Here is a 26,962-nt window from a genome sequence, read left to right on the forward strand (position 1 = left end):
TCCTCGTACCAGCGCTTACAGCTTAACAAATCATTATCTAAATAAATCTGTTATTGCAGATGCCTTATCTAAAAATTTATGAAAAGATTTGTGTTTTTTGTTGAAACTTTTGCAGAAACCAGGTTTTACTGTCCGGATTTGAACAAATTCTCTACAGTCATTTCCCATGCTGGGAACACTTGAGATTGAATCACTTTAGACCCTTTGAAAGTGGCTTCTTCATAAAAACCGTCCACCAGTGTCAGCACCATTACCTGAGCTTTTTCAGGATCGACAATCCAATATTCCAAAATTCCTCTAGCTGCATACTCGGAACGCTTGTAGCGGTAATCCCGTTCGCCCTTGGCGCAAGCCGTACCCGGCTTATCTTGATTCGTTTTACCAGGAGAAACAACTTCAACAACGAGTGCAGGAGGTGGCATATCTAAGGTAATGGTTCCGCGACGCCTACCCTGTAGTGCTTCTGCCAATTCTTCAGTTAAAACCATTAAATCGGGAAGACGTGCTGTAGTACGGGCACCACTCACTACAATCTCAATATCTTTATGACTTAATCTACGTATGGGAACAAACTTGAGGAACTCTACTAGCAGGTAAAGAGCAATTGTGGAATTGTAAGGGCTTTCCGGCGGCATTGCAATTAATTCTCCTGCAACAAGTTCGTATTGCGCGTCCGAACCGTTGTCATAGTTGAGATATTCCTCAAGAGTTAGTCGCCGAGTGGTTACGTTCTTGACACTCCATCCGGCTAAAGCTCGGAGGATTCGCGCACGTTGTTACTACGCTCAACTGTTGCCACGCTTCGTAACTTTTTGTATTGTTTTTAGACGGGTTCACAATTATTCATTTGGTCGAGTCAAGAACTGTGCTGGACAAGATGACAAATTTATTAATTGAAACAAATACTAATTTCCTACAAAAAGTTATGTAGTTGGCATTAAAACCTGTTCACAACGCATACGATACAACTTGGTTAGCGAACTAAACACGTCATATCGTTTAGGGGTTGTCAAACACCCCTTACCCACCTTGACTAGAGAAATCCCTAGCTGTATGGCTACTTTACGGATGATATTGGCTGCCCCGTGAGCATCCGAATTTATGAACCAACCTTTTGCGGTTTTATATTGTCCACGACCAATGCCGTCACCTTTTTTCCCACGCTTTCCAGAAGGTTTCCAATTGGCGGGTTTTTCACCACCGTACACTGGTAAAAAGTCATTATCTAGATAGCTCGTTTTCGAGGTGTAGCTTTCTTCAGTTTCGTGAAATTGTATTCCTACTTCCTCACATAACTGCTTAATTCTTTCTTTTAACTTTGCTGTCGGAATCTGTACAAAATTTTGTTATAAACTCCTCCAAATAAACTATATACAACAACAACAACAGTAGGAAAGACCCGATAATTGTTATTTTATGTAAATTTGTAGTATACATACTACATAAGAGCGCTAAGATAATCATCGTAGTTACTACATCAAAGAAGTGAGGTTACAGAAAGGCAAGACACCTCTGGGTAAAACGGTGGTCTTAGTGTTAAACAACAACTATGAGCCAATCGAGCCAATACAAACGTATTTGAGATATCTAGAAAGCTTAGACCGGAGTCCAAACACAATTTTGAGCTATGCAAAAAATCTCAAGCTTTATTGGGAATTTCTGCAAGACGAGGGGCTTGATTGGAAAACAATAAAATTAGACCAATTGGCAGAATTTATTCATTGGCTACGTAATCCTAACCCAGGAATTTATCCAATAACTCCGACTGAGGCAACTCGGACGAATCGAACTATTAATCAAATTCTTTCTACAATCAGTAGCTTTGACGAGTTTCATGCACGTCTAGGGAATTTTTCCGGAGTAGAATTAACAACTAATAAAGTGGCGTATCCATCTCAATACAAACCATTTTTGTATGGGATAGCTAATCAATCTCAAGTGAGAAAGCGATTACTGAAAGTTAAAGAGCCGAAGCGATTTCCCAAATGCTTAACTTCGATTCAAGTTCAACAATTAATAAAAGCTTGTAATACATTGAGAGATAAGTTTTTAATTTGCCTTCTTTATGAGACAGGACTACGAATAGGAGAAGCATTAGGATTACGCCATGAAGATATGCTAACTGAAGGTAGAAATGAAATTTTTGTGCGCTTTCGAGAGAATATAAATGGTGCAAGAGCAAAGTCAAGAGTTGAGCGTCTCCTAGCTGTGAATATTGATTTAATGCGGTTATATTCTAACTATTTAATAGACGAGTATCCAGTTGAAGCTGACTGTGATTATGTATTCGTTAATATTAAAAGTGGGCAAATTGGAGAACCAATGAAGGTATCAAGAGCAAAAGCTTTGTTCCAAGATTTATCTGAGAAAACTGGGATCCATGTTTCTCCCCATTTGTTAAGGCATACACATAAAGCAATACTATAAATAATTACTAAACAACAACAACAACAAAGAGAAATTGTTTTGTTATATAAAGATAAGTAAACACATCTTAAAAGTTTCGACAACAAGTAAAAAAAACTTTTATACTACATATACTACACTAGTAGTATAAGGTGAGAGAATGAAGTTAAAACTCCAGAAGGGGATTGACCCCAATACTCTTGATACAGTTTGGGTAATGTTGGATGAAGATTACCAAGTGGTAGACCCGATTCAACGATACCTGAGCTATCTATGCTCCTTGAAATCACCCAATACCGTAGAAACATATGCTTACGCACTAAAAGGTTGGTGGGAGTTTTTATCAAGTAAAAACTTACATTGGCACAAGGTGCAACTTCCAGATCTAGAAGATTTCGTTTATTGGTTGAGGGTAGGAGACACCAGCAAGATTGTCTCAATGCAAGCAGTTAAGGCTATTAGGTCAGAACGCAGCATTAATCTAGCAGTTACGGCTGTAACCACTTTCTATGAATATCATGTAGCTTCTGGAGCTATTGACCCTAAACAATTTGACCGCTTTTTCAACACTCGCTCCACAATTCGTAAAGGTTTACTAGCAGGTATTGCAAAGTCTAAACCAACAAGACAGAAGTTGGTCAAACTTAAAGAACCAAAAAAGTTTCCTGGTTGTTTAACTCCTAAAGAAATTGAAATCTTGATTAATGCCTGCAATCGACTAAGAGATAAACTCATTATTTTGATGCTCAACAGTACGGGTATAAGAAAGGGGGAACTGTTGGGGCTATGTCATAAAGATATTGGGGATTTTGATGACCATAGTATTCGAGTTATTAAACGGCGCAATCATCCAAACGGAGCCAGAGCAAAAGGACTTGAAAGGGTAATCCATGTAACTCCTGAATTGCTGCAACTATACAACGATTACCTGCTTTACGAATATCCAGAAGTGGAATCAGACTACGTATTTGTAAATATTTGGGAGGGCAATGTAGGTGTACCGATGAATCCTAAAGTACTTAATACAATGTTTCAGAGGCTTTCTAAAAAAACCGGAATTAAAGTTTACCCCCATCTATTCCGTCATACGTTCGCAAATCGCATGCTCAGAGCAGGACATCCAGTAGAGCGAGTTAAATATTTATTAGGACACGCAACAATTCAGACGACTTTGGATGTTTACTCCCACATTGTTGAGTCAGAGCAATTGATGAAAATAGTTGAACAAGAGGAGCAGTAAACATGAGTAGTATTAATTTAGATGCAGTAGTTTCGGCGCATCTTATCCAAAATCAATCAACTCAAAAATTATTAAATAACCCACTATTGCTCCTCGATTGTTGGAGCTTGGACTCAGATTTATGCTTAAAAGCACCATTCCATAGGAAATTTTCTCTATTAAATTTTGCTGAGTATTCACAAGATTGGTTAAAAATAGTTGTTAAACTCTACATCTTATTGAGAGTTAATAATGGTACGAGTGCTGCTACTATTCAACGAGATGTTTATAATCTCCAAAAATTTGACCTCGTATTGAAAGAGCAATATGTATATAGCTTTGAACAAATAAATAACGGAATCTTTGAAAGTTTTGATTACTATTTACGCTCCAAAAACCTGAAAGAAGTAACAATTCATAGATATTATGCCACCTTAGTAGCATTTTTTGATACTTGTAGATTAGAAGGATGGTTTGATGTTAGTACGTATTGGTTTAAAGGTAGACGTAGAAGGTTTTACCCCTCTAATGACGAAATTAATTATATTCCTGAAGAAGTTTGGAACCAGTTAGAGTCAAATCTTCATCATTTACCTGAACCAATACAAAGAATGATTTTAGTTATAAGAACTACAGGAATGAGGGTTGGCGAACTATTAAATATGCCTTATGATTGCCTGAGAAAACGAGGTAGCCAGTGGCGGATACGGATAACAACAGAAAAATATGGCATAGAAGACGAATTACCAATACCAGAAGATTTAGCTGTTGTGATTAAAGAACAACAATTGTATATCATTCAGGTATTTAGCGAGCATTACAATCATTTGTTTTGTACTAGTAAAGCTGGAGGATGGAAAACATTAACAAAAAAGAGTGATGGCACAGTATTAGATGAAATGGTGTTTGAGGCTTATCCAGAGATCATGCCTAATCATTTATTTAATATGACGGTTAAACCGACTGGCTAAAAAATGTGAAATTCGGGACAAGCAGGGAGAAATTTGGCACTTTACATCTCACCAATTTCGGAGAACTATCGCCACATTCAAGGAAGAGACGCGGAGACTGTGGGACGCGGGGACGCGGAGATATTTCAGATGGGGATTGAACCCCAACCTACTTGAGGCAACTTATAGAAATTGGGGTTTTAGACCCTTTGGGGCTGTCGCCCCGGACGCGGGGCGTAGCGACTCTCCGCGTCTCCGTGTCTCTACGCCCCGCGTCTCTTTGATAATGACCAATGCCGGGGTAAGAGATTTAATTATTCAAAAATACCTGAGGCACCGTTCTTTAGATATGCAACGCCACTATAAACACATTTTAAAACAAGTTTTAGGAGCAGAATATGAGGAACTAATGCAAGAGAAAAAGTATGTTGATATTACAGGTCTAGTCAGCAGACATCAACCTAAAAATCCGATAACTGAATTTGTCCGTCGCAAAATGTATCAAATTACAACTCAATATGGAGAATGTCATAGACCAACTTTAAAAGCACCGTGCCCAACAGTTAATGCTTGTTGGCGATGCGAGCATTGGCGTGCTTCTACTGATGATTTAGTTTACCTTAAGTCAGATTTGCAACGAGTTGAATCGGAGATAAAAATTGCTGAAGATTTAGGAATGATTCGGCAGCGACAGGGGCTAGAATCCGACCGGAATAACCTAATTAATCTGATAAAACGCTTGGAGAATATCGATGATTATAATTCACTGGATTAAAGATTATCAAAGAGAATTTACTTGTCCATATTGCCATCAGGTTGGTTTGAAGTTATCTGGAAAGAGTCAAAGTTCTCAACAACGTTTTTGCTGCTCGAATTGTCAGAAACAAGTTCAAGAATCTTGTGAAATAAAAGTCGAAAAATTTGTAGATATTAACCACATCGTCTGGTATAAAGGTTATCAAATAGACGGATTCGTTTGCTCTCATTTAAATTGTCAGGGTCGAGACATTTATTTTGAGAGATTTGCGAAGAACAAAAAACATTTTAGGTGTAGGAAATGTCAAAGATTTACATCGGAATCAATTGAGCTAACCCAAAGAAATCTAAGTCGGTTTGCTCAAAAATTCAATCAGGTGACACCCTTTAATTTTCAAGATGACCGATGGGATTTAAGAGCCATTCTGACTTCAGTTTTTGATAACAACAGTAATAGATTTATCGCCCATTTTGAAGAAGTGCAGCCAGATTGGTTTAAGCTCTTGGTGAAAAAATATATTTATCATCTTTGTAAATTAGATAAACCTTCTTCTACTCTTTTAACTCATCTGAGTAATTTAAGGTTTTTTTCTCGTTATATAATATCCGCAAATATCCGAGAATTTTCTGATATTAATCGGAGTGTAATTATCAATTTTATTACATCGGAAAAAAAACACACTGGCGAAGAGGGGATAAGACATCGCTTGGGAGTATTACGTAATTTCTTCTTCATTGGTAATGCTCAAGGATGGTTTGAAATGAGTGACCAAGATATTATTCGATGGGGAGACTCTCCCAAACGCCGAGAAAATAATCCCGACCCCATCCCAGATACTGTTCGAGAGCAGATTGAGAAAAACTTACATAAACTACCTGACCCAATTGCTCGAATGTGGATTATCGCTTTCTTCACGGCAATGCGGCCTGCTGAGGCACGCTTACTTGAAGAAAGATTGCTTAGTTCAAGAAGGCAGTTATTGGAAGATAGTTTGGAACCGGAAAAAAGGGAAAGACCAACACGAAGTACCTGTGACAAGAATTCTTGTAAAAGTTGTCACTGAGCAGGTGGAATATATCAATAAACTTTGGGGTGATGAATGGAGCTACTTATTTTGTCATTATCAAGGACTTTCTTCCAGTCATCTCAATCATCCAAAAATGCAGCCTGTTAAGAAGATAATTCCTGCAAGTGGTAGTCCGTTACAAACAGCAATTCGTTGTCTAATCAAAACTCTTTCTTTGCGGGATGACAATGGTGAATTAGCAACATTTAGCCCTCGGTTGGTAAGACCTACCCGCTTAACACAACTTTTTGAACAAGGACATGACCTAGCAGTCGTAAGTGCTTGGGCTGGACATAAAAACCTAGAAACAACCAGCACATATTATACATATGTAAGCTGTACCTCGATAGAAAAAGAGACTCTCGCTATTCAAACAGCTCTGGTAAATGCTGAGGGGAAAGCATTGCACTATGAATCTTTACCCAAATCCTTTTGGTCAAACCGAGACGCACATCAGCTTTACCTGACGGGCGACCATATTAACACCCCAATTTATGGTTATTGCGGGTTGCCTTTAGACCAACATTGCGATAAGTTTCGTGCCTGTTATACCTGTCATCAACACTTTGTTGCTGTGGCAGAAAAGTTACCTTTGTACATTAAAACCCGTGATGAACTGAGATTAAAAGAATCACGAGCAACCGCAGCAGGACATGACGTATTAGTTGAGCAATTTAGACGACAGGCTGACCAACTAGACAAAATTATTGCTAGCTTCTCAGGAGGTGATAATGAGTAAAGAGGATCTCAAAGAAGCTCGAATTAAAACCCTCACTGAAACACAATTAGCTAGAAAACAGAAAACTTTAGAGAAAGTTCTTCTCGCCATTGAGCGCTTACAAAAAAATGGAGCAAAAATTAACTTCCAAACTATTGCCAAAGAAGCAAATGTCAGTGTTCCCTATTTGTACAAATATCCCGAATTGAAAGCACACATCGCTCAAATACGTAACCAACAGTCTTCAATGCCGACAAGTCCAACTGTACAACCTCCTGTTACAGCTAAAGCTCATTCCCAAATAGTGGAACGCCTTAAAAAACGGCTGAGCGAATTCGAGCAAGAGAATACAGAACTTAAACGTCATAATGTTGCACTAGCAGGACAGGTATATCGAGTACATTCCTTGCTTGAACAAGTAGAGCGTCAAAAGCAAATTATAGAAACATTGCAAAATCGCTTAAAAGAAGAAACTCAACCAACTAATGAGAGTAAAGTTGTTCCTCTTTCTCAAAACTCACAACCTGTTAGTGACAGCATATCATCAGAGCTAAAGAAGTTAAATATCCAAATTAATCAGAATTTAATCAAACAAATTAAAGCGGTAACAGAATCCGACGTGTTAGCAGCAATTGAATATTATAAATACGAGCAATCACGAACAAATATTGATAATCCAGGCGGATGGTTAGCTCGTGCCATCAAAGAGCGTTGGAAAAAACCTGAGAATGCTGTACAACCAAAATCTCAGTCACAAGGAGCGCTATCTCAGCCAGAAATCTTATCACAGAATCAACCAGATAGAGAATTAGTCTCTTTATCAGAAATTATAAATATTAATACTATTTTTGAGGAGTCATCTGATGACTGATAAAATATCTCCCCAAAATATAGAAGCTGAAGAAAGTATACTTGGTGGCATAATGTTAGACCCAAGCGCTCTGAGTAGAATTATTGATATTCTGCCAGCAGATGCTTTTTATATTTTGGCTCACCAACACATTTATACTGCAGCATTAGAATTACACCATCAAAATAAACCAACAGATTTTTTAGCGCTTACTTCAAGGTTATCTGACCAGAAATTATTGACTAAAGCAGGTGGTAGAAATAGATTAAGCCAACTAGTGGATAGAACGGTATCAGCAGTAAATATAGACCACCTAGCATCTCTGGTATTAGAGAAATATCAACGTCGGCAGCTAATTAGCGCTGCTCATCAGATAGCAGACTTAGGATATGATGTCACCTTAAAAACTCAATCCGTACTAGAACAAGCAGAAAGTAAAATTTTTCAGATAACAGCTTTTAAGCAAGATAAATTTAAACCGCAAGTTATCAGTACCTGCCTTCATGAAGTCTTTCTTGAATTACAGCAAGGGCATCAATCAGGATTTTCTACAGGATTAACTGATTTAGATGGCTTAACTGGAGGATTAATTAAACAGGATTTAATTGTCATTGCGGCTAGGGCTTCAATGGGAAAAACTTGGTTGGCATGCCATTTCGCTAATTATATTGCTATGCAGCAAAAACTCCCTGTAGTTTTCTTTTCAGCGGAAATGTCTAAACCACAATTGATTAGAAGATTTTTAGCAATGCATTCAGGCATTGATTCTAGTAGACTGAGGCAGAATCAAGTATACCGAGACGAGATAGAAAACTTGAAACAAAGTTTAATGACTCTCAAGCAGCTACCTATTATTATTGACGATACACCTGCCAGTATTCAGAATCCATCTAGAATGTGTTCAGTACTGCGGAGAATCAAATCAGAAAGGGGGAATTTAGGTTTAGTAGTGATGGACTATATTCAAAAATTAGGGGATAGAGCAGCAGGTAATAGAGCGCAAGCAATTGGTAAATTTTCCGGTGCGTTTAAGGATATAGCTAAAGAATTTGATGTACCCTTTGTAGCATTAGCCCAAATTAATAGGGGAGTAGAAAATCAAACAAATAAACGCCCAACAATGGCTGACATAAAAGATTCAGGTGATATTGAACAAGATATGGATATAGGACTGCTGCTTTATCGAGATGAATATTACAATTCGGATACACAACATAAAGGAGTCATGGAAATTAATATAGCTAAAAACCGTAATGGTGCTACAGGAATTTGTCAAGTATTATTTTCTCCTTCAACTGGAACATTTCATGATGCAGTAGTTTCGATAAAACAATAACCGCTACTATTGTTCACGAGATATCTATCGTTGTATAAAGCATTAATAACAATAAATGCCTTACAGTGAAATCATTGTATACGTTATGTATTACATAACACTTTTGCTACAGAATTAATTAAGTCTGGATGGGATATGTCTTACGTTCAAAAACGTTTAGGTCATGCCAGTATTCAAACTACTGTAAACACTTACGTGCATTTACTTGATGAAGATTTGAGAGAAGAATATGAAAAGTATTGGTCAAAGAAGAGAAGCTTGGAAGAGAAAGAATAAGCGGCTCTTGCGTACTTAGCGTGCTAAAATTGTAGAAAAATAAGCTTAAAACTATTGCTGGGCTTAGCTTACAGCTATTATTAGTTTCAAAATGTTACTCCTTGTTAAAATTGAAATTATAAGTGCCTGTAAGCCTTGTAAATACAAGCATACTTGTAGATTTTAATGAAAATTTAGCACGCTATGTACGAAAGAACCAATATTTTGGCTCAAGCATTACCAAATGGTTCATGCGCTCGACCGATGATTAAAGGTGCCTGTCCCCATGCCAACGCTTGCCTTACCTGTAATGATTTTCGTACCACAATTGAATTTCTTAGTCAACATAAAGAACAACATAAACATTGTACAGAGATGATTGATAAGGCTAAGTTAAATGGCTGGCAACGACAAGTAGAAATGAACGAGCAGATCCTACAAAGTTTAGAGAAAATTATTGATTCTCTGGAGAAATCAGATGAATAAAGGCGTACAAATATCCAATTTAAAAGCAGCTGCACAGAAGAAAAAAGAATCAGCTCTTTCAAAAACTGAATCAGCTATTAAACAAATAATAAAGCAAGGAAAGAAAATAAATATGTCTGTTGTTGCTGCATATGCCAATGTTAGTGTTAGCTATCTTTACAAGTATCCGGAGATTAAACAGAGAATTCAACAATTAAGAGACCAACAGGTTTTACCTGTTCGTTCAAAAAATTCCCAGGCAACCGAGGCTTCTAACCAAGTAATAATCACCCAACTTCGTTCAAGGATTAAACAGTTAGACGTAGAAGTAAAAGAGCTAAAATTAATTAATGAAACTCTTGCAGGTCAACTTCACGAGTTTATGGGTTATCAAGTACAAGTACAACATCTTCAATCACAAAATATCGAGTTACAGTCTAAGTTAGACTCAATTAAAAAGCAACAAACCGCAATACCAAGCCGAAAAAGAAGTAACTTATATCCTAAACAGAAACAGCCCGAAGTGAGTTTACACATTAAAACAGAACTAAGAGCATTGGGTATTAAACTTACTAGTACATTACGACGTACTATTAACAGTGTCACTGAAATAACGGTTTTAAATGCTATTGAAGCGTTAAAACAAGCACGCTAAGACAGAGAATATTCGTAGTCCTGGGGGCTGGCTTAAATGTGCGATAGAAGGAGGATGGGTTAAAAATAAAGCTCAAGTAAATAGAGATAATTTGTAATCTTTTTAGATTTTGTATAAGCTGGTATAAAATTTGTTGTTGAGAGGAAATTTATCGGAAATATTCCCAGAAGCTAAGAGAGTGATTCAGCTTTAATAATAAGTTATTAGTAAAAATCAGAAAAAAGATTTAATCGAAGCGTGCAACATCTCAGAGAGGTAATCAATACTCGATATAAATTCAAGCTATGTTGTAGATGTTGTGTAGTCTTTGAAATGTAAGCGTTTAATTTTATGTTATGGAGTCTCTACACAAGATAAAACCTTTATCCCGTATACGTTGTGGACGTTGTGGAGTATATAACTAATATTATATGTAGCCCAAAAAGATAAGACTATTACGGGATTAATTGAAGAGTGGGTAGATAGCCTTGTCTTGAATGAAGAAAAAGAAACACTACTGTTAAAACCTGTTGGGGAGGCAGTGCGTTGCTTTGGTTCCCAAAGTTGTAGCACCTGCCGTTCGGGTTTCATCCCCTGGTTAAAACACAGGGGTTCTCACCCTCCCATTATGTTTTGATAGGAATATTGTGAACAGAAAGATGGAAAAATTTTATGAAACATTTTTTATTAACTTGGTTGGGGACTGCTATCGCATTGCTGGTAACTTCCAACATTGTTCCTGGCTTTGAGATTAAAAACTTTGTTGCAGCCCTCATAGCAGCAATTGTCATCGGGCTCGTTAATGCGATCGTTCGACCTATTTTAGGTATACTCACATTTCCCATTACCTTACTCACCTTCGGGTTATTTACATTTGTTCTCAATGCTTTTACCCTCTGGCTGGCGAGTGTCTTCACACCTGGTTATGGTTTTACGATCGAGGGTTTTATACCTGCTTTGCTAGGTTCAATTGTACTATCAGTAGTTTCTAGTATAATTAGTTATTTTCTGCGACCAAATGGTTAATTGCTAATTGCTAATTGCTAATTGCTAATGGCTAATGGCTAATGGTGCAATTAGCTGTTAGCCATTAGCCATTAGCAAACCCAAGATATCCCCTTGGTGTCACCATCCAATTAGCATGAAAACGTGTATTGGAATTGCCAATCAGCACTGTAGTCAACATATCAACAGAAACATCAAGTAATTTATCTAAAGTTGTGAGAGTAATTTGCTCGTCTTGACGGTATGCAGATCGCACCACAGCGACTGGTGTATTGGAATTGCGGTATTTGAGGAAAATATCTCTGGCTGTTACAAGTTGTTGAATGCGTGTTTGAGAGCGAGGATTGTATAAAGCGGTGACAAAATCAGCACTGGCTGCTGCTTCTAAACGCTTTTCAATCATCTCCCATGGTGTGAGTAAATCGCTCAAGCTGATAGCACAAAAGTCATGCATCAAAGGTGTTCCTACTCTAGATGCAGCAGCTTGCATGGCAGTAATGCCGGGAAATATTTGAATTTTAGGTGTTTTGCCATCCCAATCTTGGGTTTGCAACTCTTCTAGTACTAAACCCGCCATACCGTATATTCCACAGTCTCCAGAGGATATAACGGCTACTTGTAATCCCCAATTTGCTAACTCAATTGCTCGTTGGGCGCGTTCGCGTTCTTTTGTAATTGGTAAAGCTTCAACAATTTGTCCCGGTCTCAGAATAGGGTTTATTAAGTCTACATATAAACTGTAACCAATAATCGCATCTGCACTACTAACGGCAGCTTGTGCTGCTGGTGTCATTTGATTAATTTGTCCCGGTCCTGTGCCAATAAGCAATAATTCCCCAGTCCGATCGGTGTATTCTTTTTCTGCTTGGGCAACAGCTATTGTAACTGCCCCTTGGAGAGGAGTGGCGGAAGAGGGGGGTGGAGATTTAAAGATTTGTTTGGCAATGAGTAGAGTTTGACATTGGGCGGCACATAAAGCAGCAGCTTCTGCAACACTGGGGGTTCCAACTTCTTTTTCGACAACTTTAGACGGATTGGGAACGGATATTTTGTTGAGGATATCTGAGGAGAAGGTTTTTAAAGGGAAATTGCGTTTTTGACACAGTTCTACCAAACCAACTTCATCAGATTTAATGTCTATGGTGGCAATTCCTGCGATCGCACTTTCTGCTAGTTGATGTTTTTGAAAAACTTGTTGAATTGCCGTTTCTATAAGTTGTGCTGAAGTTCCTCTCTCACAGCCAATTCCAATCCATAAAACTCGTGGACGCCAGTAGATTTGAGGGAGAGAGGAGGAATGAGGGAGTTTGGAGGTAATCCAAATTTTAGCTGTGGCAGACGAGTCTTCTTGAAAAATGAAAGGCGATTGCTGAGTGCTGAAAGCTGTTTGCCAAAGAGTAGAACCTGTTTCTTGAATGACTTGCACTCGTTCAAAGCGTGCAACAGACGCACTGACAGCCGTCCAATCACCCTCGCCCCGATTCCAACCAAAGGGTACACCTAACATATCCACTGCGGGTAACCCCAAACTGGTAGAAGCACCAGACAAAACTGGTGTTGCATTGAGTTGTAAGGCAATTAACTGTGCTAGCTTATCGCCACCGCCTTGATGCCCCCCACACAGAGCGATCGCAAAACGTCCTGCTTCATCGAGTACCACCACTGCGGGGTCGGTGGATTTGTGTTGTAACAAAGGCGCTATTAAACGTACCACTGCACCAGTTGCCAAACAAAAGATAAAAGCACGGTGTGTTTGCCACAGATTTGCTATGTGTTCTTTCAGAGGAATCGTGTAAACTTGGGTACCTTGAATATCTGCTAAAGATTCTGGAACCCAAATATTTACAGAATCGTTTTGAGATAGGGTTTGTAATTTTTTGACACCTGTAGGGGTGGTAGCGATCGCAGCGATCGGGGAAAATTCAGCTAATAGCAAGGGATTTTACCTTCATGTCTCAAACAATTGAGCGTTTTAACTATTAAACAACAAGTTGGCATCATTGATTGCAAGCTTCCTAACTTCTTTGAGGATGCTGTTAACGAATGCAGGGTCAGACCCCCCACCTCGTTCCCAGGTAGAACCATCGGTTCGAGGTATCAAAACTTATGTGGTGGATCGTTAACAGTTGAGGCATTCCAATCAAATGCAAAAAAGAATACAATTAGATGCTAAAAATATTCTTATTAGATTATAGAATGGAAAAGCATCCAAAAAGCTGATTTGAAGATAGTTGTAGGGATACTATGGGAGAAAATAGAGCAAATTTTTATAAGCAAGTGAGTAAAAAGTTTTCAGTTACCGTACCCGACTCAGTTTTTAATGACTTGGAGCGATTAGCCGAGTTACAAGGTAGACCTACTGCAAATCTTGCTGCTTTCCTAATTGAGTTGGGAGTTAGAGAAGCTAAAGAGCGCGGCGAACTGCCTTACCAAACTAACGCAACTAAAAAAGATAGAGGTGCTGCATGACTCAGGACACACCAAGCAGATTAGACCGAGTTGAAAACGACTTAACAGCAGTAAGACAACTGCTAGCATCAGCAGCAACTTATGCTGAGTCAGCTAACCGAGGACTTGCCCAACTAAGTCAAAAGCAAGACCGAACTCAGGTACAGCTTGACCAACTAAGTGAGAAACAGAACCAAACCCAAGTGCATCTCGACCAGTTGACGACAAGAGTTGACCAACTGTCTGGTAAGGTAGACTCTTTTGTTTCTGAATCACAACGCTTGTTCACCAAGCTAGGTACGACAATCGACCGAGTAGAGGGCAGAACTGAGAGTTTAGAAGCAGTCGTGAGGCGACTTGACCGGAACTATGAGGAACAAAAATCTCAATTTCAGGAGTTCAAGCGCACTACTGAAGCTGCTTTGTCGCGAATTGATAGACTTTTAGATTATTTGGTGCGGCAACAAGGAGGCTAGAAACAGATAAAGTATAAACCACGGCTTCTTTGTATTCAGCCGTGGTTTATTGAAAATTGAAAATCAAAACGTGTTTACTCCAAGAAATTTGGCAGAGGATTGACTCTACCATGACGACCAACAGCGGGAATCTCTAATAAAGCACCATCCGTGGCTTTTCCGGTGCCATCGTCAGTGACAGAAGTTTCATTTCCTGGATGTCCGTTGGTGACCAATAATTGTGGGTGGTCAAAAGGTTCTTTCTCATAGCGGACTCGTTCATCAGTCAGCCCTTTTAAGAAAGCGACTAACGCCTCTTTTTCCTCTTCTGTCAGATTTAATGGTGGTAAACTCCCGGATTCTGTTCCTCGAAAGTCTCCTCCTCGATTGTAAAAATCAATGACTTGACGCAAGGTGAGCTGTCCACCATTGTGGAAGTAAGGAGCAGTGAGTTCTACATTACGAAGTCCAGGAGCTTTAAATCCTCCATCTGCAACGACAGAAGTAATTGGGCGATTGGGGTTTTGACCGAAAATTTGCTGAAATTTCCCTTGTTCTGCTAACCGTGCTTCTGAGAGTGAATTGCCAAAGGGGTCATTAGCACCTACACCAAGGTCTTCAAAAGGAGGTCTGACGCCGATTCTAAAGAAGCCAGTATCTTCGATCCGACCATCTGGCGTTCTTGAAAGCCGTCCGTTTTTTGATACGTGACTAACCGAAGCGTTAGTAAATTCCGCTCCATTGTGGCAGAAAATGCACAAACCCTTCGAGCGAAAAATGTCTAACCCTGTTTTTTGTTGAACAGTTAATGCATTGGTGTTACCTTCTTGATACCGATCGAAAGGCGTATCGTCAGAGACAAGTGTAGCTTCGTACAATTGTACTGCAAGTCCAAAGAAGAGCGGGAAGTTATACTCCTCTAAGGTATATTCCTGAGTTGTTAAATTGCGATTTGGCTTTTTGATAATCGTTGGTTTACCATCAGCTGCGACTTGAATTATCTCTGTTTTGGAATTCCACCACTCATCCTTAAAAGCTGCTTGAATCATCTCCGCGTAAGTTCTTGTCTCCAAGCCCGGTATCCTGTCTCTGCTGTCATCACCTAAAACACTATCATCAGGGTCTACAAGCTGCTTTCCAAGCGGTCTTATAGGAAGTAATCTCTTACCAAGCATTCTAGACAAGGTACCACTTTTATCATTAATGATATGTAGGAGTCCCCGTCCTTTCAAAGTATCATTGACAATATTTAGGAGTCCCCGTCCCTTCAAAGTCTCGCTGACAACGTGCAGAAGCCCACGCTTGTTAGAAGACCCAAGTTTGTCACCAATTTCTGCAGATGTACGACCGTCGGCAGACATCTCAATGTTACTCAGTAATGGTGCTACTGCTTGTGAAGCCAAACTTGAATTATTAAGTCTGACTTGAACTGCTTCCAAGCTTTTTTTGTTATTGACCTTATAGACCTTAGCCTCAGGGTCTCTTAAACCAAAGGGATTAACCCCATTGAAGATATCTTGAGCTTTTCCATCCCAAAAGTTTCGGAAGTTGAAAACTGCATTAATAACCGTTGGTGTGTTACGCGGTTCTACCCGGCGGACATTTGTATTTCCCACAGTAAATCCGTCTGGATCGGGTTTGTATTCTACTTTGTCTTCTGCACTACCGGGAACAGCATCAATAAATTTAGAGTAAAACACACCTTGAGAAGATGTGACATCATTAGTGTCAGCCGAAACAGCAGAATCAGATTTATTTGGGTCTTGTAGCTTGCGGAATGGATAGTCTTCTGGTTTTAACTGATAGTTCATTCCACCCATTTCAACCTTTGTGTCTGGGTTGGGGCTTTGGAGGTTTAAATCACTCACGCGTAACAATCCAGGACTAAGCTGGTTCTTTGACCTGCTATCTGCTCCAGCATGAAAGTGACAACTCGCACAAGCTGTTATCCCATCGCTGCCAATTTGCATATCCCAGAACAAAGATTTCCCCAGTTTAATTGCTGCTACTTTGTCCTTGACAAACTCTCCTAGATTATCGGGTTCTGGAACTTTTACAGTTTTAAGTGAAGGAGGGGCTGGTGGTGGTTGCAACTGCGCTGATGCCGTATGTCCGGCTAAGACTGTCACTGTAATAAGTACAGCAACAGTCATGCCTTTTTTCATTCCGCGTGGTAAAACTCTTAGAATTTGTACAACCTTGGCTGTGAAAGTAGTGACTAACAGAGAAATAGCTTGGATTTTTTCTAAAAAATTTAATCCTATTTGGTTAAAGATTTGAGCAATAAAATTCCTAACTGTTTCCCACTGTAAATTTCTTCGAGCAGAAGTTTCTATTTCCAGCAGTAAATTGAATTTTTTCTTCCAACTTTTTTTCATATATTATTGTCCTTTTAGATTGAAGTTAGTAAAAAAGTCAACACAATAAACCAGATTTACTAGCTATCCAATCAACAATTGAATTTCACTAGTGAAATATCAATTTGATGAAGCTAATGAATCTGAATATGCAATAGATTTCTTCTTTCTAAAAAGAAAAAATCTACTACTCATAACGTGTAAAGCTCTCTTTGGTGACTTACAGTAATCCTACTAGAATTCTAAGAAAATACCTAGTAAGGTTGCCCTGTATAAAGATAAATTTAATTCATTTAAAAAATGATAATATAAATCACACAAACGAATTGAGCAAGTCAAGGAAAGCTTGTAAAATCAAGATTTTGAAACCTACCTACGTGGGTTTTGCTTGTAGAACCGCGATCGCGAACACGGCAAGCTTAGTATTAAATAATACATTATACGCATCATCTCAGAGAGCGAAAAATCTCTGATGTAATGTTTGAGATTCGCTGTTGGTTCATCTAAACAACCTCTTAGGAATGTGGAAATCGTATGACTATCTTTTCACCAAGGAAACACAACTCAAGCAGTTGAAACTGCTGTCAATGTCCAAGAACCGCAAGCACCCAAATAAAATTCCAGGAGCGGTGATAAAAATGTGTAGATTTACTTGGACTTTGTGTCAGTATGCCATAGGCTTTTGTAAAAATTATGAGGTTTTACAAAATCTTGTCAGAAAAAAATCATTGATTTTTTTCTTTCTGCACTCCTACAGATCTTAAAATCTGTCAGAGCCAACAGCATCCGCATGAGTTGTCGGGGATGTGACCACTTATGATTTGACACCTGTAGGCAAGGTGTTTTCTAAATTCTTTATAATATATATGTTTGTTGGAATTGCTTGAAGCTGGGGTAGTTATCCGCTATGACTCAAACCACTAAGATACCTAAGACCTTTGAGGAATACCTACGCTACAACGATGATACAGATAAGAAGTATGAATTTGTGGGTGGAGAGTTAGTTGAAATGCCTCCCGAAAGTCCTCTCAACTCCAGAATTTCATTTTTTTTAGCACTCCAGTTTGCTAAGAAATTTGAGACTTCATGTCCGTTGACATTTTTAAGTGTTCTTGCTACCCTTTTAAGTACCCATGGATTTGTGTAGCGTCTGCTAAATTCTTCCAGTTCATTTTCGTTACCAGAAAGACCTTCTGCCTTTAAAATTTCTTTTGCATCTTCATAATTTAACGCTCCCAATCTTTTGAAGCGAACCCATCGTTCCTCTAATGGTTCAAGATTATGAGGTCTTTCTCCACTCAGTAATAATAGACTACTTTGATAGCCTTCCCTGGCAACTCTTTTTAACAGATCGCAGTAATCTCTATAATCCTCGCTATGACTACCCGAAATCTCTTCCCAATCTTCCAGCACCAGCAAACATCGGTGCTGACTTAAATACTTTATAAGTAGCGAGACATTACATTCATCTTCGTTTCCTTTGGAGAGGAATTGCACCAGTTCTGTCAGAATGACTTGAAAAGATTGCGTCGGTACAAAGACGCAGAGCAAGCTTTTGACAAGGCAACTGAAAAAAAGCCGAATTTCTCTGAGGCTTGGTACGCACATGGTATGGCGCTGAAACTCCAAGAAAAATATCAAGATGCTATTGAATCATTTAATAAAGCTATTAGTTACTATGATCCTATAGATTACGATCAACTTAGTCGAGCTTGGCGTCAGCTAGGTGATTCATCTTGGTACTTAGGGGAGTACCAAGATGCACTGAAAGCCTTTGAGAAAGCGATTGATTACACACCTGAGGATTTTATCCTTTACAATTGGAAAGCTGATGCCTTAGCAAGTTTGGGGCGTTACCCAGAAGCGCTAAAGGCGATAGAGGTAACTTCTTTACGGTCAACTTCTTTGGTATGCTCTTGTAAGATGCAAATTGACTCTCCACTTGTGGTGTTCCACAGTTTGATGCTGTTGTCATCACTACCACTAGCAAGAATCTTCCCATTCGGGCTGATAGCGACGAAGTAACAACGTTTGAATGTCCGCTCAAAGTTTTCAGCAGACTAGAGTCATCAATGACAGAGTTTGCAGGGGGGCTATTTTCTATTTTTTATTCCTCATCTTCGATTTCTAAAGGAACCGCGTCTAACTCAGCTTCTAACTGTTCAATAGTTGGTAAACTTCCCTGTAATTTTTCAGGTAAAACATCCCGTAATTTATAAGTTGAAACTCCAATCGGTCTATTCATATTTTGTAATGAATATTCAACCACTGTTTTATCTTTTGATTTACATAAGATAATTCCAATAGTAGGTTGGTCATCAGGGTGTCGTAATATATCGTCAACCGCCGAAACATAAAAGCTCATCTTGCCTGAAAATTCTGGTTTGAATTCCTTCATTTTTAGGTCAATAACTACATAACAACGCAATTTGACATGATAAAATAGTAAGTCAATATAAAAATCTTCCTCACCAACTTTGAGGTGATATTGACTGCCCATAAAAGCAAATCCAACTCCTAATTCTAGTAGGAACTCTCTTATATGCTCTAATAAACCCCTTTCTAAATCTCTTTCTTGAGCATCTTTTGCTAAAGTCAAGAAATCAAAATTGTAAGGGTCTTTTAATAATTCCCGTGCTAAATCTGATTGAGGGGAAGGTAGAGTAAAATTAAAATTTGTCGTTTTTTCAGCTTCAAATTGTCGCTCATAAAGCTTTGTATCGATGTGATGCCATAAAACAGAACGACTCCAACCATGCTCAAGGGTTTTGTGAACATACCAAAACCTTGCTTTTAAATCTTTTACCTTTTCCAATAATAAAATATTATGACCCCAAGGAATTTCTGCCACAGCTTGTGGCAGAATTATAGCTAAAGTTTGACCATCCGGACTAAAGACGATAGAGGGAACGTCTTGGGTATGTCCTTGCAAGGTGCGAATTAGTTGTCCACTTGCGGTATTCCACAGTTTGATTGTCCTATCTGCGCTACCACTAGCAAGCATCGTCCCATCCGGGCTGTAGGCGATCGCACCCACTGTAGAGAAATGTCCTCCTATAGTTCGGGTTAATCGTCCGTTTGAGAGATTCCACAGTTTTATAGTCTTGTCAGCACTACCGCTGGCAAGCATCGTTCCATCTGGGCTGAAGGCGACTGCATTCACTAAATACGAATGCTCAGAAAGGGTGCGGCGGTGCTGTCCGCTTGTGATATCCCACAGTTTGATGCTATTATCAGCACTACCACTAGCCAGAGTTGTGCCATCGGAACTGATAGCAACTGATGTAACTTCTTCGGAATGCTCTTTGAGGATTTTAATAACCTTTCGAGTTGACAAATTCCACAGTTTGATTGTGCCATCAGAATTACCACTGACAAGAGTTTGTCTATCTGGGCTAAAGGTGATGGATTTAACCACCCTATCATCAACTAAGGGAGTACCAGATTCTTTTTTTGTTACCAGATTCCATAATTTGATGGTGTTTCGACCACTCCCACTAGCAACCGTATTGCCATCTGAACTAATGGCGATGGTATGAAGCTGCCCGGAATTCCCTTCTAGTTCAAAAGTGTATCCTTCAGCAAGTTCTGGAAGGAAAGAAGCTCAAAGATATTCAGGTTACTGGGTACTCCGACAGCACCGTGCAGCGAGTCTTTTGCCCAAAGCTTTGGGAGCTATTGTCAGATGCGAGTGGGCAAAAGATACGTATTAATACTATTAAATTATTGTTATATAAGTTATCCAATCAACGTAAGTACAGTAGTGTAAGTAACGCAGAAGAAATTCCTATCCCGACCGAACCGCCTGCAATTCCTCCACCACCAAGAACCTTTATTCCAATTAAACTTGGCTAGAAAAATAGCGGTTTTACGCATTCAACAGCACCGATTTGATGAAGCACAAACGTGGAGCGATCGCTCAATCGAACTACTGGAGCAAACACAGTTGGACGAACATGAGCGACTGCGGCAATTAGTTCAAATTCGTTATTATCAGGGTGAAATTTTGTTTAAAACCGGGAAGTACGAGCAGGCGAAAATTCTTTTTCAAGAAGCCCTAAATTACGCACAGTCGATAAATTGGAGACGTGCCATTTTCTGTACGCAAAATTGGTTGGCTGATATTGCCATCAAACAAGGAAGACTGGATGAAGCAGAACGACTCCTCATAGAAGGACTGCGGGTGGCTGAAGCTAATAGAGACAAAAGTCGCACTGCATATTGTCAGCATTCATTATCTAGTTTAGCAAAGGCGCAAGGGAATTTAGTTGAGGCTCGTAGTTGGGCGATCGCAGCGTTGAGGAATTTTGAGAGTTTAGGTATGTTACCTGAAGTCGAGGAAACAGAAATTTTACTCCAAGCATTAAATGCAGGAGTTTTGGATAACAGCTAACAACTTGAATTTTGATGACTGAGATGCCAATGGAAAAACCCAGTCTTTGAAGAAACTGGGTTGCTATACTAATAAATTTGATATTGACAAACCACTTTTAGAGGTCATTTATAAAGTAAATCTTCAATCGTACAATGTATTGTGTAGGTTGGGTTGAGGAACGAAACCCAACAATAAGGGTTCAATGTTGGCTTTCTTTCCTCAACCCAACCTACTTTATAAATCATCTCTTATTTCTCTGAGACGATATTTGCGGAAGAATCTTGCTCAATGCTGTAAATTAAAAGGGAAAATTGACCTCTATCCTGCGGATTGGCAGTAGTAACAACCAGTTTATAATTATCATTACGAGGTAATTTTATGTTAACAGTCGCTCGACGCTCTACCTTACCTTCATTGATTATTTTGCCATCACTATCAACCAGTAATAAGTAGGGATCGAAGTCAAAACGATCTAACTGAATGGTAATATTCTGATTTGCTTTCCCAGAAAACACATAGCTGCGGCAAGGAGAACCATCTTTTAAGCAAGCAGGTGTGCTTTTATCTAATTTATCTTGTTGTACTAAAAGAGGGTTTATTGCTCGCAAACGATAGGTTCCTGTTTCTTTAGAATTCAAAGCATTAGCAATCAGGGTGTAAGTTCCTGTTTGCGGCAAATTCGTTGAAATTCTGGCAATTTTCTGGCGACTTTCACTACTATCCTTAGCAATAATTTCACCATTCGGTCCAAGAAGCGCCAAGTAAGAACCAATCTCCTGACTAAACATTTCAATCATAATTGGTTCATCTGCTTTTCCCTCAAACGTGTAGATATTGGCGCGGCTTCCATCTCCACAAACAAGATTGTCTCCTATTTGAATTCTGCCTTTGCTTTCCACACCATTAAGAGCTAGTTTTTGTGCCAGTTGATTGTTCTTTTGCTTAGTAGCAGGAATTAGGAATTGACCTATGGAGGGTGAAAGTCTTTGCTTGTAAGCTAAAATAAAAGTCTGAACCTTCTCGCTAGAAATTGCAAGATTCATTCCATTAGTGTCTGCATCGACTTTCCTAGTATTGATACCCAAAAGTTCTCCCCGACTGTTTAACAAAGCACCTCCAGAATTACCAGGGTTAAGGTTGGCATCTGTTTGAATAAAACCCAGTTCGGTGTAAATGTTACTAACAATCCCTTGAGTAATCGAGGAGGGCTTAATTCCACGAGGATAACCAATGGCAAACACTTGTTGTCCCTTGCGAACTGCACTCAAGGAAGCAAAGTTTAATTTTGGTAAGCGATTTTGTCCTCGAATTTGAAGCAAGGCTAAATCGAGACATTTGTTACTTCCTTGAAAAATCACATCAGCTTGATATTTTTTGCCATTTTGCAGTTCCACAGTGATGCTTTTAGCACCTTCAACCACATGAGCGTTAGTGACGGTTAAACCGTTAGAATCTACAATGACACCGCTACCAGTTCCATTATCTGTTTCTATATGGACAATAGCAGAATTTGCTTTTTCATAAACTTCTTGAGCAGAACCATTGGCTTTCTGAGCATAAGCAGCTTTATCTCCTGGGTAATTGGAGGTGAGCGCTAATTCGCCTATAACTGTAGTGGCGATCGCGCCTGGAATCACTAAAAGCGATAATGCTATTGCACGAACCAGTTGTAAAGAAGTTATGTTGAATGAATGTCGTGTCATCTGATTTTACTCCTATTGATAAATACTTAGACAAGGAAGATAAGGAAAGCTAAATTAGATTCACTTGATGATATGCACCCTGTGTTTATATAGAGATGGGAAAACCCTTCAGGTTATGCTACTTGCACCACAGTAAGAATAAGTTAAATTACTTGGACTCAAAGAGTATTTCGCAACAAGCAGCAATTGAACTACCCATTGTATACTTACCAAAGTTTTGCTCGAATAGTCTATAAGTATGAGCAAAAGCAATGAGCCATTCTTGACGTTCTACATCCCCTCTAATTCCAACTTCTGGGTTATGCGTCAGGTAGGCATTAAAGAGGTTTTGGCAGTCCTGTTTAAATTGATTAAAATCGGCAATATGGGCGTGTAAAACTGTATCAATTTCTTGGTTAGGAACCATTTTCAAACAAGGATACTCATGGACTAGAAAAAGAAATAATCTATACCGATGAATTGCAAATTTAATTTGCGTTAAGGTCAGTTTATAACTTTCATCAGAACGCATTAATCTCAGAAATATTGCTTGCCAGTCAATAAATTTAAGCTTTATAAAAAAATTTTGTTTGACAATAGACTGACAAAAATTTACAGGTACTATCTCAGGATAATTCAAATTTCCATCCTCAAAATAAAATTTTTTTTACCATTATTAAACTAGGGTTCATTGATAACAAAGCTTTATCAGTTCATTGATTTGCTCTTAAGCTTCTGATTTGACGATCGCTGTCAGCAGAAATATCCTTTGAAGGCATAGCTCTCAATCAACGATAAAAACGAATTTTTTCTGGATAAATACGGAAAGATTTGAAGAAATTGACAACCTCTGTGGTTAATTCATTTTGTGTCACGGCTCCAAGAACGTACATACGTCCTTTAACTAGAAATGCTTGATATTGTCCCAAACTTCCATCAGAATTTTGCACCAGTAACTCCAAACCGGGATATCCATCAATAACAAGATTGGTACTCCTAACTACTTTGCCTTTTCTAGCAATGTTTTCTCGCATGGAACTTTGCAGTAATTGCTGAATTCCTAAAGTAGATAAATAGAAAACTTCTGAAGGCATATCTTTGTGGGCAATAATATATGCGATCTGACTTGCCGTACTCCATGATGTCAATTCGTTACGTTCATTACTTTCTACCCGCCCCGGCATCTGAATTTCAAAGTCCCGTTGCGGTCCCCAGTAAGTATCATTGATGGCAACTAGATTGGATTGCTTAGTTGTAGGCAGTTTAGTGGGAGTCAATGTTATATTAGATTGAATTGCTTGATTATTAACCAATGCTTCTGCTGGATTCTGTGTTCCCCAAATCACTGCCAGTAAGGTAACACCAATAGCTTTTGGAAGCTTCATGAACTGTCTCTCCTTTTCTTTACTAGGTTTGTCTTTCCTGTTGTGCTTACCCTAGCAAGATTGCATCTCCTAAAAAAAGACACTGTTGTGGTTCAGGATTTTGCTCAGAGAAAAGTTCATTTAATGTTCAGTAAAAAGCTCAGTAACGCTACTGCTACCCACAGCTGCTACCCACAGCAATAGGGGCGTATTGCAATCAGCCCCTACAAAACGCTATAAACTGACTCAAATTGTTGGTGGATGTTCTCCCATCTTCACCCACATCCGGCGTACACGAGTTAATTGCGAACGATTCATTTTTAAAGCAGAAATTGTTGCTCTACCCACAGATGTGAGTCCAATTATTTCTGTTCCATCTTCATTCCAAGCAAAATGGTCTATCCATAATTGCTTCTGTGGATGAAATAACGAGACTTCTTGCTGAGTAATTGGATCGGTGGCTGTTTGTCGTGAGGCTTTGTAGCGATTACAAGACGGACAAGCCAAGCAAAGATTCTCAAAGGTAGTTTCTCCACCCGCAGACCGGGGAATGATATGCTCGAACTCAAATATAGTAACAGTTAGAGCTTCAGCACTACGGCAATAGGCACAACAATTGACAAAATGGTTCCGAATACGTTTTTGTAATTCAACAGGTATGTAAATGCTCACGCCACTTCCGATGTTTTATCAAAATGCTTTAAGGTGTACTTAGCTCTGGTTTTGAGAATGTTCAGTTGATCGACTTGTGCTAACAGACGGTCTAAAGTAGCAGTTTCATCAGCTGATAGTTGATTTTCTGCATTCCGAACTAATAAATCGTCTAATTGAACTTGAGCTTTTAAAGACAATGTACTTTCTGCTAAAGCTTGCAGTTCATCCAAACTTAAGCCAGTTAAAATTTCCGCATCTACCGTTGATAAGTTTATCAACTCTTGGTATGTTCGCAAATCTAACAGTACACCAACTCGTTCTCCTTGTTCATTAGTAATGTACTGGACTGATTCAGACATGGGTTACTCTTTGGATATCTTTAATTTTATGGTAACTTATCAACAAATGAAAAACCCCTCCAGGATGTCTAGGTTTTCGTTTGGTAATCACGTTGTTACTCCTTCTGAAATTATAAGTTCCAACTTTTCTACTTTTTATTCCTGTGCTCCTACAGCTTTTAAAATCCGTACAACCCTGTGGCATCCGTTAAACTCTGCTAACATCAAAGCTGTATAACCGCCTTGATTTTTTACATTCACATCGGCTCCAGCTTGCAGCAACAATTGTACGGCGCGATCGCAACCTCTTGACGCCGCCCACATTAATGCTGTGGCTTTGGCTGAATCTTGCAAGTTAACATCTACCCCTTTATCTACAAGCTGCTCCATAACACCAATGCGATCGCGTTCTGCTGCTTTTATCAGGGCAGTTTTCCCATCGTCTGCTTTTATATTGGCATCTGCACCGTGAGCAAGCAAAACTTTTACTGTGTCCGCGTGTCCTTGGGTAGCTGCTAGTGTCAGTGGAAATTCACCCAAATTTTTCTCATTGCTACTTGCTCCGCGTTGCAGTAGTAACTCAACAATTGGACTGTACCCCTGCAACGCTGCTATCAGCAAAGGCGTATCACCCAAGTTATTTCTTATTCCCACATTTGCACCGCCATTAAGTAAAACTTTAACTACATCGGTATAACCTTCTACTACGGCAAGGTGCAGAGCCGTTTCACCATCTTTGTCTTGGGCATTGACATCCGCTTGACAAGCAAGTATTTCTGCTGCGATCGCACTATGTCCTGCGGCGGCTGCTGCTGACAAAGCAGTTCCACCATCTTCGTTTTGTGCCTTAACATCAACCCCTGCAGCTAATAATGTTTGAACGACGTGCAAATGTCCCAAATCTGCCGCTACCATCAAAGCGGTGTCTCCCTCTTCATTTTTACTATTGACATCTGCGCCGTTTTGTAATAAGGCTTGTACAACTGTAGCGTGTCCTTGCTTAATTGCTAGATTAAAGGCTGTATCCTCATCTTTATCTTTGATATTCGCCTCTGCACCAGCAGCAAGTAAGGCATACACAATCTCAACATGACCTTTCAGTGCAGCCACCATCAGGGCTGTACTGCCATCTTCATTAGTCGTATTAACATCCGCCCCTCTTGATACTAAAAGCTTCACGATGTCAAGCTGATTGGCGCTAGCTGCTAACATCAAAGCTGTCAAACCGTAGCGTTTTCTCCGGATGTTAATGTTTGCTCCCGCATCAAGAAGCAAGCGCACGATCTCGGTATATCCTAAACTAGCAGCAAACATTAAAGCCGTTGTTCCATCACTGTTGCCTGTATCCACTTGCACACCAGCGTTCAGTAATGCTTGCACCCGTTTGATATCGCCATTTTTTGCAGCCAACAGCAAGGCATCGTTGTTAGTCATTCGTTAGTGGTTGGTGGTTAGTTGTTAGTGGTTGGTTGTTGTAGCAGCTACTTATTGTACGGACGTAATGCCTTACGCCCCTACTAACCACTGTAGGGGCGTAAGGCATTACGCCCCTACTAACTACTTACCACTTCCTGACTCCCCATTGAGTGTAGCAATATGATAACTTTTATTAAGATTTAATTATTGGG

The 26,962-nt window shown here is 39.3% G+C and carries 28 protein-coding genes; 18 read left to right on the forward strand and 10 right to left on the reverse strand.

All coding sequences use genetic code 11. The features are described from left to right. Positions 1-125: 125 nt before the first annotated feature. Positions 126-764 carry a Uma2 family endonuclease gene (locus F7734_RS03550; RefSeq protein ID WP_166481718.1) on the reverse strand — a complete coding sequence of 213 codons (639 nt, stop codon included), beginning with the start codon at positions 762-764 and terminating at the stop codon, positions 126-128. 721 nt (positions 765-1,485) lie between these two features. Between F7734_RS03550 and F7734_RS03555 the strand changes: the two genes are divergently transcribed. The 12 genes from F7734_RS03555 to F7734_RS03605 all read left to right on the forward strand — a co-directional run bounded on the left by F7734_RS03555 (position 1,486) and on the right by F7734_RS03605 (position 11,682). Continuing rightward, positions 1,486-2,427 (forward strand): tyrosine-type recombinase/integrase, encoded by a 942-nt coding sequence (locus tag F7734_RS03555; protein ID WP_155743411.1) that lies wholly within the window; start codon positions 1,486-1,488, stop codon positions 2,425-2,427. 139 nt (positions 2,428-2,566) lie between these two features. Continuing rightward, positions 2,567-3,646, forward strand: a complete 1,080-nt coding sequence (locus tag F7734_RS03560) for a tyrosine-type recombinase/integrase (protein WP_155743412.1) — start codon at positions 2,567-2,569, stop codon at positions 3,644-3,646. Between the two features lie 2 nt (positions 3,647-3,648). Beyond that, positions 3,649-4,596 (forward strand): site-specific integrase, encoded by a 948-nt coding sequence (locus tag F7734_RS03565; protein WP_155743413.1) that lies wholly within the window; start codon positions 3,649-3,651, stop codon positions 4,594-4,596. Positions 4,597-4,861: 265 nt separating this feature from the next. Next, on the forward strand, positions 4,862-5,350 hold the full coding sequence (locus F7734_RS03570) for a hypothetical protein (protein ID WP_207713998.1): 489 nt from the start codon (positions 4,862-4,864) through the stop codon (positions 5,348-5,350). Then, positions 5,328-6,395, forward strand: a complete 1,068-nt coding sequence (locus F7734_RS61660; RefSeq protein WP_207713999.1) for a hypothetical protein — start codon at positions 5,328-5,330, stop codon at positions 6,393-6,395. Before F7734_RS03570 ends, F7734_RS61660 begins: the two co-directional genes overlap by 23 nt. Then, a complete protein-coding gene (locus F7734_RS61665; RefSeq protein WP_207714000.1) occupies positions 6,277-7,137 on the forward strand; it encodes a tyrosine-type recombinase/integrase in 861 nt (286 codons plus the stop codon). The genes F7734_RS61660 and F7734_RS61665 overlap by 119 nt, the downstream gene beginning before the upstream one ends. Next, positions 7,130-7,987 carry a DUF6262 family protein gene (locus tag F7734_RS03580; protein ID WP_155743414.1) on the forward strand — a complete coding sequence of 286 codons (858 nt, stop codon included), beginning with the start codon at positions 7,130-7,132 and terminating at the stop codon, positions 7,985-7,987. Before F7734_RS61665 ends, F7734_RS03580 begins: the two co-directional genes overlap by 8 nt. Continuing rightward, positions 7,980-9,302, forward strand: coding sequence for a replicative DNA helicase (gene dnaB, locus F7734_RS03585; RefSeq protein ID WP_155743415.1), 1,323 nt, complete (start codon positions 7,980-7,982; stop codon positions 9,300-9,302). The genes F7734_RS03580 and dnaB overlap by 8 nt, the downstream gene beginning before the upstream one ends. Before the next feature lie 78 nt (positions 9,303-9,380). Beyond that, positions 9,381-9,578, forward strand: a complete 198-nt coding sequence (locus tag F7734_RS03590) for a tyrosine-type recombinase/integrase (protein WP_347566122.1) — start codon at positions 9,381-9,383, stop codon at positions 9,576-9,578. A 183-nt stretch (positions 9,579-9,761) separates the two neighbouring features. Further along, a complete protein-coding gene (locus F7734_RS03595) occupies positions 9,762-10,043 on the forward strand; it encodes a hypothetical protein (protein ID WP_155743417.1) in 282 nt (93 codons plus the stop codon). Next, positions 10,036-10,677 (forward strand): DUF6262 family protein, encoded by a 642-nt coding sequence (locus F7734_RS03600; protein ID WP_155743418.1) that lies wholly within the window; start codon positions 10,036-10,038, stop codon positions 10,675-10,677. Before F7734_RS03595 ends, F7734_RS03600 begins: the two co-directional genes overlap by 8 nt. A 651-nt stretch (positions 10,678-11,328) precedes the next feature. Further along, positions 11,329-11,682: a phage holin family protein gene (locus tag F7734_RS03605; protein ID WP_155743419.1), complete on the forward strand. Its 354-nt coding sequence runs from the start codon at positions 11,329-11,331 to the stop codon at positions 11,680-11,682. Between the two features lie 64 nt (positions 11,683-11,746). On the opposite strand, the gene cobJ is transcribed toward F7734_RS03605, so the two are convergent. Then, positions 11,747-13,597 (reverse strand): precorrin-3B C(17)-methyltransferase, encoded by a 1,851-nt coding sequence (cobJ, locus tag F7734_RS03610; RefSeq protein WP_155743420.1) that lies wholly within the window; start codon positions 13,595-13,597, stop codon positions 11,747-11,749. A 308-nt stretch (positions 13,598-13,905) separates the two neighbouring features. Between cobJ and F7734_RS03615 the strand changes: the two genes are divergently transcribed. Together F7734_RS03615 and F7734_RS03620 are read left to right on the forward strand one after the other, a co-directional pair. Next, positions 13,906-14,130 (forward strand): hypothetical protein, encoded by a 225-nt coding sequence (locus F7734_RS03615; protein ID WP_155743421.1) that lies wholly within the window; start codon positions 13,906-13,908, stop codon positions 14,128-14,130. Next, positions 14,127-14,585, forward strand: coding sequence for a 6-aminohexanoate hydrolase (locus F7734_RS03620; RefSeq protein ID WP_155743422.1), 459 nt, complete (start codon positions 14,127-14,129; stop codon positions 14,583-14,585). Before F7734_RS03615 ends, F7734_RS03620 begins: the two co-directional genes overlap by 4 nt. 74 nt (positions 14,586-14,659) lie before the next feature. Here F7734_RS03620 and F7734_RS03625 read toward each other — a convergent pair whose 3' ends face one another. Next, positions 14,660-16,942: a cytochrome c peroxidase gene (locus F7734_RS03625; RefSeq protein ID WP_207714001.1), complete on the reverse strand. Its 2,283-nt coding sequence runs from the start codon at positions 16,940-16,942 to the stop codon at positions 14,660-14,662. An 886-nt stretch (positions 16,943-17,828) separates the two neighbouring features. Here F7734_RS03625 and F7734_RS03630 point away from each other — a divergent pair. The 3 genes from F7734_RS03630 (at position 17,829) to F7734_RS03640 (ending at position 18,946) form a co-directional block, all read left to right on the forward strand. After that, positions 17,829-18,068 (forward strand): Uma2 family endonuclease, encoded by a 240-nt coding sequence (locus F7734_RS03630; protein ID WP_243146656.1) that lies wholly within the window; start codon positions 17,829-17,831, stop codon positions 18,066-18,068. A 121-nt stretch (positions 18,069-18,189) separates the two neighbouring features. Beyond that, a complete protein-coding gene (locus F7734_RS03635) occupies positions 18,190-18,369 on the forward strand; it encodes a hypothetical protein (RefSeq protein WP_155743423.1) in 180 nt (59 codons plus the stop codon). Positions 18,370-18,445: 76 nt separating this feature from the next. After that, positions 18,446-18,946 carry a tetratricopeptide repeat protein gene (locus tag F7734_RS03640; protein WP_166481708.1) on the forward strand — a complete coding sequence of 167 codons (501 nt, stop codon included), beginning with the start codon at positions 18,446-18,448 and terminating at the stop codon, positions 18,944-18,946. Positions 18,947-19,028: 82 nt separating this feature from the next. Here F7734_RS03640 and F7734_RS63045 read toward each other — a convergent pair whose 3' ends face one another. Then, positions 19,029-20,339, reverse strand: coding sequence for a PDDEXK nuclease domain-containing protein (locus F7734_RS63045; RefSeq protein WP_166481709.1), 1,311 nt, complete (start codon positions 20,337-20,339; stop codon positions 19,029-19,031). A 429-nt stretch (positions 20,340-20,768) separates the two neighbouring features. Between F7734_RS63045 and F7734_RS03665 the strand changes: the two genes are divergently transcribed. Then, positions 20,769-21,314, forward strand: coding sequence for a tetratricopeptide repeat protein (locus tag F7734_RS03665; protein ID WP_155743425.1), 546 nt, complete (start codon positions 20,769-20,771; stop codon positions 21,312-21,314). Between the two features lie 230 nt (positions 21,315-21,544). Here the strand turns inward: F7734_RS03665 and F7734_RS03670 are convergent, their stop codons facing one another. From F7734_RS03670 to F7734_RS03695, 6 genes are all read right to left on the reverse strand, one after another. Continuing rightward, on the reverse strand, positions 21,545-22,999 hold the full coding sequence (locus F7734_RS03670; protein WP_155743426.1) for a trypsin-like peptidase domain-containing protein: 1,455 nt from the start codon (positions 22,997-22,999) through the stop codon (positions 21,545-21,547). A gap of 148 nt (positions 23,000-23,147) precedes the next feature. Further along, a complete protein-coding gene (locus F7734_RS03675; RefSeq protein WP_155743427.1) occupies positions 23,148-23,618 on the reverse strand; it encodes a hypothetical protein in 471 nt (156 codons plus the stop codon). A 148-nt stretch (positions 23,619-23,766) separates the two neighbouring features. After that, a complete protein-coding gene (locus F7734_RS03680; RefSeq protein WP_155743428.1) occupies positions 23,767-24,363 on the reverse strand; it encodes a hypothetical protein in 597 nt (198 codons plus the stop codon). Positions 24,364-24,588: 225 nt separating this feature from the next. Then, complete coding sequence (locus tag F7734_RS03685; protein WP_166481710.1) at positions 24,589-25,014, reverse strand: HNH endonuclease signature motif containing protein; 426 nt, start codon at positions 25,012-25,014, stop codon at positions 24,589-24,591. Beyond that, the gene (locus tag F7734_RS03690; RefSeq protein WP_155743429.1) at positions 25,011-25,355 is read right to left on the reverse strand and encodes a hypothetical protein; all 345 of its coding nucleotides are present in this window, start codon (positions 25,353-25,355) and stop codon (positions 25,011-25,013) included. Before F7734_RS03690 ends, F7734_RS03685 begins: the two co-directional genes overlap by 4 nt. Positions 25,356-25,490: 135 nt before the next feature. Then, entirely contained in the window at positions 25,491-26,768 is a 1,278-nt protein-coding gene (locus F7734_RS03695; RefSeq protein ID WP_155743430.1) for an ankyrin repeat domain-containing protein, read from the reverse strand. Positions 26,769-26,962 lie beyond the last annotated feature (194 nt).

This window comes from Scytonema sp. UIC 10036 (assembly GCF_009725235.1).

Excerpts from the sequence above, each read along its gene's own strand:
- F7734_RS03580 (WP_155743414.1), top strand. The coding sequence starts at position 7,130 with ATGAGTAAAGAGGATCTCAAAGAAGCTCGAATTAAAACCCTCACTGAA.
- F7734_RS03690 (WP_155743429.1), bottom strand. The coding sequence starts at position 25,355 with ATGTCTGAATCAGTCCAGTACATTACTAATGAACAAGGAGAACGAGTT.
- F7734_RS03605 (WP_155743419.1), top strand. The coding sequence starts at position 11,329 with ATGAAACATTTTTTATTAACTTGGTTGGGGACTGCTATCGCATTGCTG.
- F7734_RS03680 (WP_155743428.1), bottom strand. The coding sequence starts at position 24,363 with ATGAAGCTTCCAAAAGCTATTGGTGTTACCTTACTGGCAGTGATTTGG.
- F7734_RS03695 (WP_155743430.1), bottom strand. The coding sequence starts at position 26,768 with ATGACTAACAACGATGCCTTGCTGTTGGCTGCAAAAAATGGCGATATC.
- F7734_RS03625 (WP_207714001.1), bottom strand. The coding sequence starts at position 16,942 with ATGAAAAAAAGTTGGAAGAAAAAATTCAATTTACTGCTGGAAATAGAA.
- dnaB (WP_155743415.1), top strand. The coding sequence starts at position 7,980 with ATGACTGATAAAATATCTCCCCAAAATATAGAAGCTGAAGAAAGTATA.
- F7734_RS03560 (WP_155743412.1), top strand. The coding sequence starts at position 2,567 with ATGAAGTTAAAACTCCAGAAGGGGATTGACCCCAATACTCTTGATACA.
- F7734_RS03615 (WP_155743421.1), top strand. The coding sequence starts at position 13,906 with ATGGGAGAAAATAGAGCAAATTTTTATAAGCAAGTGAGTAAAAAGTTT.
- F7734_RS61660 (WP_207713999.1), top strand. The coding sequence starts at position 5,328 with ATGATTATAATTCACTGGATTAAAGATTATCAAAGAGAATTTACTTGT.
- F7734_RS03620 (WP_155743422.1), top strand. The coding sequence starts at position 14,127 with ATGACTCAGGACACACCAAGCAGATTAGACCGAGTTGAAAACGACTTA.
- F7734_RS03595 (WP_155743417.1), top strand. The coding sequence starts at position 9,762 with ATGTACGAAAGAACCAATATTTTGGCTCAAGCATTACCAAATGGTTCA.
- F7734_RS03630 (WP_243146656.1), top strand. The coding sequence starts at position 17,829 with ATGACTCAAACCACTAAGATACCTAAGACCTTTGAGGAATACCTACGC.
- F7734_RS03670 (WP_155743426.1), bottom strand. The coding sequence starts at position 22,999 with ATGACACGACATTCATTCAACATAACTTCTTTACAACTGGTTCGTGCA.
- F7734_RS03600 (WP_155743418.1), top strand. The coding sequence starts at position 10,036 with ATGAATAAAGGCGTACAAATATCCAATTTAAAAGCAGCTGCACAGAAG.
- F7734_RS03565 (WP_155743413.1), top strand. The coding sequence starts at position 3,649 with ATGAGTAGTATTAATTTAGATGCAGTAGTTTCGGCGCATCTTATCCAA.
- F7734_RS03635 (WP_155743423.1), top strand. The coding sequence starts at position 18,190 with ATGGTTCAAGATTATGAGGTCTTTCTCCACTCAGTAATAATAGACTAC.
- F7734_RS03570 (WP_207713998.1), top strand. The coding sequence starts at position 4,862 with ATGACCAATGCCGGGGTAAGAGATTTAATTATTCAAAAATACCTGAGG.